This is a genomic window from Mesorhizobium sp. WSM4828 (assembly GCF_055811175.1).
In genome coordinates this window covers 1-8,375 of record NZ_JBVVQK010000069.1, presented here as the reverse complement: position 1 = coordinate 8,375, position 8,375 = coordinate 1, and the positions used below count along the sequence as shown (strand labels likewise).

Annotated in this window: 4 protein-coding genes and 1 pseudogene; 2 read left to right on the top strand and 3 right to left on the bottom strand. The window is 63.2% G+C overall.

Annotated features, from left to right (window positions below):
• Positions 1-291: 291 nt before the first annotated feature.
• The gene (locus tag AC0L2X_RS32155) at positions 292-798 is read right to left on the bottom strand and encodes a hypothetical protein (RefSeq protein WP_352493120.1); all 507 of its coding nucleotides are present in this window, start codon (positions 796-798) and stop codon (positions 292-294) included.
• A gap of 173 nt (positions 799-971) precedes the next feature.
• On the opposite strand from AC0L2X_RS32155, the gene AC0L2X_RS32150 reads away from it, so the two are divergent.
• Positions 972-1,853, top strand: coding sequence for a DMT family transporter (locus AC0L2X_RS32150; RefSeq protein ID WP_473561260.1), 882 nt, complete (start codon positions 972-974; stop codon positions 1,851-1,853).
• Positions 1,854-1,972: 119 nt separating this feature from the next.
• On the opposite strand, the gene dnaE is transcribed toward AC0L2X_RS32150, so the two are convergent.
• On the bottom strand, positions 1,973-5,500 hold the full coding sequence (dnaE, locus tag AC0L2X_RS32145; protein WP_473561258.1) for a DNA polymerase III subunit alpha: 3,528 nt from the start codon (positions 5,498-5,500) through the stop codon (positions 1,973-1,975).
• Positions 5,501-5,995: 495 nt separating this feature from the next.
• Positions 5,996-8,008 carry an acetyl-CoA carboxylase biotin carboxylase subunit gene (locus AC0L2X_RS32140; RefSeq protein ID WP_473561256.1) on the bottom strand — a complete coding sequence of 671 codons (2,013 nt, stop codon included), beginning with the start codon at positions 8,006-8,008 and terminating at the stop codon, positions 5,996-5,998.
• Positions 8,009-8,220: 212 nt separating this feature from the next.
• Here AC0L2X_RS32140 and AC0L2X_RS32135 point away from each other — a divergent pair.
• A pseudogene (locus AC0L2X_RS32135) lies at positions 8,221-8,375 on the top strand (S-(hydroxymethyl)glutathione dehydrogenase); the annotation flags it as partial.

Sequence of the window (8,375 nt, the reverse complement as noted above, 5' to 3'; positions counted from 1 at the left end):
CGATTGAAGTTCTATACGACCTCAATCTGGCACATCGATGCCGCTTCGGGGGCCGTCCACCCCATCATGCCGTGACATCAGCCGAAGAATGCAGCGGTCCAGCACGGCGCTTGTCTCCGCGACGGCGCCGGCTAAGGTTCAATGACCGGCTATGACCGCAAACCGAGACCGGGCTGATGGCATTCGGTCCGCCGGAGCACTGCCGCGAGGCAACGGCATGGATCCTGGGGTCTTCGCGACGGAGCTTCGCTCCTGCTCCGCCCCAGGATGACGAAGGGAGGGAGGAGAAGATCACGTGCGCCGCAGATCGATCCGGGTGGTCACCACACTCTTGCCGGTTTTCGGATCGGTATCGACGACGATCAGCCGCATGCCGTCCTCGCCGGTCTTCTCGACCGTCATTTGCGCCTTGCGATCGCCATTGACCTCCTTGGCCCAGCGGATGCCGAGATTGATCGCGTTGCCGGAGCGGCTGCCGCTCAATTGCGCCGGCCCGGTGCGCGATCCGACATAGGTACCGCTGTATTTCGTCCCGCTGGACCTGAGATCCGCGCTGATGGCGCGCGTTACCACGATAAGACCGCGGCAACTGCCGTCGAGCGACAACGAGCTCGACGTCGCGTCGGAATTGAAGCGGCATGAGACATTCACCGTCGGCGCATCGGTGGTCACCTTGACGATGCCTTTACCGGCGAAATTCCCCTGGAATGAGCGAAGAAAATCCGGATCGTCGGCATGCGCTGCGCCAGCCCCGGCCGTCAGGCAGCCGGCAAGTACAAATCGTGCAAGTGATTTCATCGGACCGCTCCTCGTTGGTATCCAAAACACAGCACGCAAACACTGACGGACCAACGCTTCCAACAGCGGCGGGTTCCGGCTTCAACATCACCGCATGCAACGCTTCGCGGCTGGCCCAGCCGAATGCGCCGGCTAGCGGTTGCGGTGAGCGCTCCGGCTTGCGACATAGCCGCATGGCACCCGCACCTTCGATCCCCAAAGCCGCGTTCTGGATGGCGCTGTCGATCGCCTCGTTCCTGGCGATGTCGGTGGCCGGCCGCGCCACGACGGCCGAACTCAACGTCTTCCAGGTGCTCGAGCTGCGCTCGGTGATCGGCTTTTTCATCCTGCTGCCGCTGGTTGTGATGTCAGGCGGTTTTGCGGCGATGCGCACCGGGCGTCCGCTGGCCCATATCGCCCGCAACGTCGTCCACTATACCGGCCAGGCTGCCTGGCTCTACGCCTTGACGCTGATCCCGCTTGCGGTGCTGATCTCGATCGAATTCACGACGCCGATCTGGACCGCTTTGCTGGCGGTCGCTTTCCTCGGCGAAAGGCTCTCCCGGCCACGGCTCGCGGCGATCGTGCTCGGGCTGATCGGCGTTGTGATCATCGTGCGTCCGGGCGTCGGCGCGGTCAATCCGGGGCATGTCATGGTGCTGGGAGCCGCAGTCTGCTTCGGCATCTCGCTGGTCCTCGTCAAGTCGCTGACGCGGACCGACAGCGTCGTGCGCATCATCTTCTGGATGCTGATCATCCAGTCGCTGCTTGGCCTGGTCCCGGCGCTTTACGAATGGCGCAACCCGCCGCTCGAACTCTGGCCGTGGATCCTGCTCATCGCCCTCACCGGCATGTCGTCGCATTTCTGCATGGCCCGTGCACTTGTCTATGCCGATGCGACAGTGATCTCGCCAATGGACTTTTTGCGCGTGCCGCTGTCGGCGGTGATCGGATGGCTGCTCTATCACGAGCAGATCGACGCCTTCACCGCCGGCGGCGCCCTGCTGATCCTCATGGGCAATCTGCTCAACCTGCAGCGGAGAGCACCGCAACCGGCGGAGATCGCCGCTTCATAAGCGTGCGCAAACTCTTAAAGCGCGTCGCGCTCGACCGGCCTCATGCGACGCGCTTTAAGTTCCTGTTTTGATGCATGTCGTTATCGCAAAAACCGCTGCACACTTTTGCGCGACATGCATTAGACCAATTCCACCTCGACCACGCCCGGCACCGCGCGCATGGCCGACGCGATCTGCGGCGATACGCGGTAGCGGTTGGGCAACTCGATCTCGACCTCGCCCTCGCCGCCTTCCTTGATGACGATGATGCTCACCTGACTGTCGCCACGCTGGCCAAGCTGCGATTGGATTGTCGATGCCGGTGCGTCATTTCTGACGAAGATGCGCAACGCTTTCTGGATGCGGCTTGCCTCTTCCTCCAACGACTGCACGGTCTGGATGCGCAGATTGACGCCCTCAGGCCTGTCCTCGGCCGAAACGGTGATCACCACCGAGCGGCCGGGTTCGAGCAGGTCGCGGTATTGCGCCAGCCCCTCGGAAAACAGCACCGCTTCATACTGGCCTGAGGTGTCGGAAAACTGCACGACGCCCATCTTGTTGCCGGTGCGCGTCTTGCGCTCCTGCTTGGTGGTGACGGTACCGGCGAGCCGGCCGGCGGCAGCACCGCGTTTGACGGCCGCCGAAAACTCGCCCCAGGTCTGCACCCGCATTTTCTGCAGCGCCGCCTTGTATTCGTCGAGCGGATGCGCCGAGAGATAGAACCCGACCACCTGGAATTCGCGGTGCAGGCGGTCGGCGGCCAGCCAGGGATCGGTCGCCGGCAGGTTGAGCGCCTGCGACTGTGCGCCGAGCGAGGCGCCAAAGATGTCATGCTGGCCGGTGACGGCATTCTGCTGCGCCAGCGAGGCCAGCCCCATCATCCGCTCGACGCCGGCCATCATCGCCGCGCGGTCATGACCGAAGCAGTCGAGCGCGCCGGCCATGATCAGGCTTTCGAAGACGCGCTTGCCAACGATCTTCGGATCGACCCTCTCGCAGAAATCGGCGAGGCTCTTGAACGGTTTTTCGCCGCGCGTGGCGACGATGTGCTCGACCGCCGCGTCGCCGACGCCCTTGAGCGCGGCCAGCGAATAGAAGATGCGGTTCTCGCCGACCTCGAAATCCCGGAACGACGTCATCACCGACGGCGCCACCACTTCGATGCCGAGGCGCAGCGCATCCTGGCGGAAATCGGCGAGCTTGTCCGTATTGCCCGTGTCGAGCGTCATCGATGCCGCCAGGAATTCGACGGGGTAATGCGCCTTCAGATAGGCGGTCTGGTAGGAGACGACAGCATAGGCGGCGGCATGCGATTTGTTGAAACCGTAGTCGGCAAACTTTGCCAGCAGGTCGAAGATGAAGTCGGCTTGCGGCTTGCCGACGCCGCGGTCGACCGCACCCGAAACAAAGCGCTCGCGCTGCTTGTCCATCTCGGCGCGGATCTTCTTGCCCATGGCACGGCGCAGCAGATCGGCCTCGCCCAGCGAATAGCCGGAGAGCTCCTGCGCAATCTGCATCACCTGTTCCTGGTAGACGATGACGCCTTGCGTTTCCTTGACGAGATGGTCGATCTTCGGGTGGATCGACGCCATCTCCTCTTCGCCGTGCTTTCTGGCATTGTAGGTCGGTATGTTCTCCATCGGCCCCGGCCGGTAGAGCGCGACCAGCGCAATAATGTCCTCGATACAGTCGGGCCGCATGCCGATCAGCGCCTTGCGCATGCCGGCACTTTCCACCTGGAACACGCCGACCACCTCGCCGCGCGACAGCATGGCGTAGGTCTCGGGGTCGTCGAGCGGAATGTGGGCGAGATCGATCTCGATGCCCCGGCGGCGGATCAGCTTGACCGCCCTGTCCAGCACCGTCAGCGTCTTCAGGCCAAGGAAGTCGAATTTCACCAGCCCGGCCTGCTCGACATATTTCATGTTGAACTGCGTGACCGGCATGTCCGAGCGCGGATCGCGGTACATCGGCACCAGCTCCGACAGCGGCCGGTCGCCGATGACGATGCCGGCGGCATGCGTCGACGCGTGCCGATAAAGACCTTCCAGCTTCTGCGCCGTGTCGAGCAGCGTCTGCACGATCGGCTCACGTTCCGCCTCTTCGGCAAAGCGCGGCTCGTTGGCGATGGCGTCGGCAAGCTTGACCGGATTGGCCGGGTTCGACGGCACCATCTTGCTCAGCTTGTCGACCTGCCCGTAAGGCATCTGCAGCACGCGGCCGACGTCACGCAGCACCGCGCGTGCCTGCAGCGTGCCGAAGGTGATGATCTGGCCAACCTGGTCGCGGCCGTATTTCTGCTGGACGTAGCGGATGACCTCCTCGCGCCGGTCCTGGCAGAAGTCGATGTCGAAGTCGGGCATCGACACGCGGTCGGGATTGAGGAAGCGCTCGAACAGCAGCGAAAAGCGCAGCGGATCGATGTCGGTGATCGTCGTGGCATAGGCAACCAGCGAGCCGGCGCCCGAACCGCGGCCCGGGCCGACCGGAATGCCTTGCGCCTTGGCCCATTTGATGAAGTCGGCAACGATCAGGAAATAGCCGGGATATTTCATCTTCTCGATGACGCCGAGCTCGAAATCCAGCCTCTCGCGATATTGCTCGACGGTATAGCCGGGCGTCGGCCCGTGCGCCGCCAGCCGCGCCTCCAGCCCTTCATGCGCCTGCCTGGCAAGCTCCTGCGCCTCCGCCTTGACCGCAGCATCGGCGTCGGCGACATCGCGGCCGGCAAAGCGCGGCAGGATCGGATTGCGCGTCTTCGGGTAATACGAGCAGCGCAGCGCGATCTCGACGGTGTTGTCGATTGCTTCCGGCAGGTCGGCGAACAGCCTCGCCATGTCGGCCTGGCTTCTCAGGAAGTGGTCGGGCGAAAGGCGGCGGCGATTGTCGGCTGCAACCACGGAGCCTTCGGCGATGGCGATCAACGCATCATGCGCGTCATAGTCTTCACGAGAGAAGAAAAACGCCTCGTTGGTGGCAACCAACGGCAGATCATGGCGGTAGGCGAGATCGACCGACGACTGCTCGATCGCGCGGTCGTAGCCGGACACCCGCTCAAGCTCGACATAGAGCCGGTCGCCGAACAGGCTCTTGAGCGCCAGCAGCCGGGTCTCGGCGAGTTCGCGGCGATCCTCTTTCAAGGCAGTGCCGATCGGACCGCGCGGCCCGCCCGTAAGGCAGATCAGACCGTCGGAGTGGCCCTGCAGCATCTCGCTCGTCAGATGCACCGCTTCGCCGGGCGGTGTCTCGAGGTAGACGCGGCTGACCAGCCTGACCAGATTGCTATAGCCGCCCTCGGTTGCGGCAATCAGGACGACCGGCCGCATCTCCGGTCCTTGCCGCCTGCGGTCGCGCTGGCTGTCGCTCGCCTCGCCGGAAAAGGCGAGATCGATCTGGCAGCCGATGATCGGCTGGATGCCGTCCTTTACCGCCTTCTGGGCGAATTCCAGCGCGCCGAACAGATTGTTGGTGTCGGTGACGGCGATTGCCGGGCACTCGTCCTGCACCGCATGGCCGACGATCTTGCCGAGCTGCAACGCGCCTTCAAGCAGCGAATAGGCCGAATGCACGCGCAGATGAATGAACCGACGCGCCGCCGCCTCCGCCCGCGACGCCTTTGCATAGGCCTCGCGCAGCAAGGGATCGCGTGGAAGTCTCTCATCCGCCATGGTTTTTTCGCGCCGCCTCACAAGGACTCAGTCGATGAAGATGTATTGTCCGGTACCGGGTAACACGAGTCCAGCGGTAGCGATCGGAACCTAGCGAGCTTGGAGCAATCGCTTTCGTCGGCAGAAAAGTGCTGCCGCCGAGCTGCCAATCTCCCCACTAGAGGGGGAGATGTCCGGCAGGACAGAGAGGGGCGCTGTCCCGCCAACCTCCGGCCAGGAAACACAAAACCCGCCTCAAAGGCGGGTCGTTGGAGCCAATTAGCACCATACCGAAATTAGTAGCATAGCTGCCGGCACAAAGCAAGAACAAAATACGTTGCATCGGCAAAAAAATGCGAACTCTGTCTCGTTGCCCAACGAATTGTCTGGTCGCGTTTCTTCGCGCCCCTCTCTGTCCTGCCGGACATCTCCCCCACGAGGGGGGAGATTGGCCGTCACCTCGGCTTTCGCTAATCTCCAACATCCCAGGCCAGCGTCGAAGCGGATTTTCCAGCCTCACGCGAATTCCATGATCACCGCATCGACGGCAAGGCTGTCGCCGGGCTTGGCGTTGAGCTTCGAGACGATGAGGTCGCGCTCGGCGCGCAGCACATTTTCCATCTTCATCGCTTCGACCACGGCAAGCGTCTCGCCGGCCTTGACCTCCTGCCCCTCGACAACGGCGATCGACACGACGAGCCCGGGCATTGGGCAGAGCAGCATCTTCGAAGTGTCCGGCGCGATTTTTTCAGGCATCAGCCTTTCGAGTTCGGCAGTGCGCGGCAGCATGGCGCGCGCCGTCACCGACATGCCTTTCCAGGCAATGCGAAATCCGTTCAGCACCGGCCTGACCTGCGCCGCGACCTTGCGACCGCCGACCGTGCCGCGCCAGATGAGATCGCCCGGCCGCCAGTCGGATGCCACGGTCAGCGGTTTGCCGCCGTCGATTGTGAGATCGAGCTCCATCGGAACGGAAATCATGCCTTCGACGATGGCGAGCGAAAGATAATCCCGGCCGATCTTCACCACCCAATCGCGTTTCAAGGCGCCCGAATGCGGCGCCAGCCGCCCGCCCAGCCGGTCGAGCCGGTCGCGGCGCAGAAGTTCGACCGCGGTGGCAATCGCGGCCAGCACCGACTTCTCCTCGGCGTCTGGCACGATCGGCGCGAAGCCGTCGGGGTATTCCTCGGCGATGAAGCCGGTCGATATCAGCCCTTCGCGCCAGCGCGGATGCTGCATCAGCGCCGCCAGGAACGGGATGTTGTGCTCGATGCCGTCGACGACGAAACTGTCCAGCGCTTCCGACATCGCATCGATCGCTGCCAGCCGTGTCGGCGCCCAGGTGCACAGCTTGGCGACCATCGGGTCGTAGAACATCGAGATTTCCGAGCCTTCGGTGACGCCGGTATCGTTGCGGATGACGATTTCGCCGAATTTTCCTTCTTCCGGCGGCCGGTATTTCGTCAGCCTGCCGATCGACGGTAGAAAGTTGCGATACGGATCTTCGGCATAGAGGCGGCTTTCCACCGCCCAGCCGTTCAGCTTGACGTCGCTCTGCTTGATGGCGAGCTTTTCGCCGGCTGCCACGCGGATCATCTGCTCGACTAGGTCGATGCCGGTGACGAGTTCCGTCACCGGATGCTCGACCTGCAGCCGCGTGTTCATTTCCAGGAAATAGAAGTTCTTGTCGCTGTCGACGATGAACTCGACCGTGCCGGCGCTCTGGTAATCGACGGCCTTGGCCAACGCCACCGACTGCTCGCCCATGGCTTTGCGGGTCTTGGCATCGAGGAACGGCGACGGCGCCTCCTCTACGACCTTCTGGTTGCGGCGCTGGATCGAGCATTCGCGCTCGCCGAGATAGAGCGTGTTGCCATGCGCGTCGGCGAGCACCTGGATTTCGATATGGCGCGGATCGACGATGAATTTTTCGATGAAGACGCGGTCGTCGCCGAACGAGCTTTTGGCCTCCGAGCGCGCCCGGTCGAAGCCGTCGCGCACCTCTGCCTTGCTCCAGGCGATGCGCATGCCCTTGCCGCCGCCGCCGGCCGAGGCCTTGATCATCACGGGATAGCCGATTTCGCCGGCTATCCTTTCGGCATGGGCGGCGTTTTCGACGACGCCGAGCCAGCCGGGCACCGTCGACACCTTGGCCGCATTCGCGAACTTCTTCGATTCGATCTTGTCGCCCATCGCCTTGATGGCCTTGGGCTTCGGGCCGATGAAGACGATGCCTTCCTGCTCCAGCGCTTCGCAGAAGGATGCCCGCTCCGACAGGAAGCCATAGCCGGGATGCACGGCTTCGGCCCCTGTCGTCTTGCAGGCGGCGATGATCTTTTCCGGGACCAGATAGCTTTGCGCAGCAGGCGAAGGCCCGATATGCACCGCCTCGTCGGCCATTTCGACATGCACGGCGTCGCGGTCGGCATCGGAATAGACCGCGACGGTGGCGATGCCCATCTTGCGCGCCGTCTTGATCACGCGGCAGGTGATCTCGCCACGGTTGGCGACCAGGATCTTTGAGAACATGCAGGCCTCGTCCCTCGACTGCCCGTCTTTTACGGGCTTCCCGTTTTATGGGCTTCAGGGGGCCGGTCAAGGCAAGTCGGAGCCTATCCCGGATGCAAATCGGCCGGCGCTGACGAAAATCCCGAGTCAGAACGTCGCTTCGTGCATAGCGCAGAGCTGAATGGTAAGTTAAATCTAACCTGGATTGCAGACTGTCTTGGGAGGATTGCCTGATGAAAACGCGCGCCGCTGTGGCCGTCGCCGCCGGAAAGCCGCTGGAGATCATGGAGGTCGACCTCGAAGGTCCCCGTGATGGCGAGGTGCTGGTCGAGATCAAGGCAACCGGCATCTGCCACACCGACGAGTTCACGCTGTCGGGCGCCGACCC

Bases quoted from the DNA above. Each gene is read 5' to 3' on its own strand.
- AC0L2X_RS32155 (WP_352493120.1), bottom strand. From the start codon at position 798: ATGAAATCACTTGCACGATTTGTACTTGCCGGCTGCCTGACGGCCGGG.
- AC0L2X_RS32140 (WP_473561256.1), bottom strand. From the start codon at position 8,008: ATGTTCTCAAAGATCCTGGTCGCCAACCGTGGCGAGATCACCTGCCGC.
- AC0L2X_RS32150 (WP_473561260.1), top strand. From the start codon at position 972: ATGGCACCCGCACCTTCGATCCCCAAAGCCGCGTTCTGGATGGCGCTG.
- dnaE (WP_473561258.1), bottom strand. From the start codon at position 5,500: ATGGCGGATGAGAGACTTCCACGCGATCCCTTGCTGCGCGAGGCCTAT.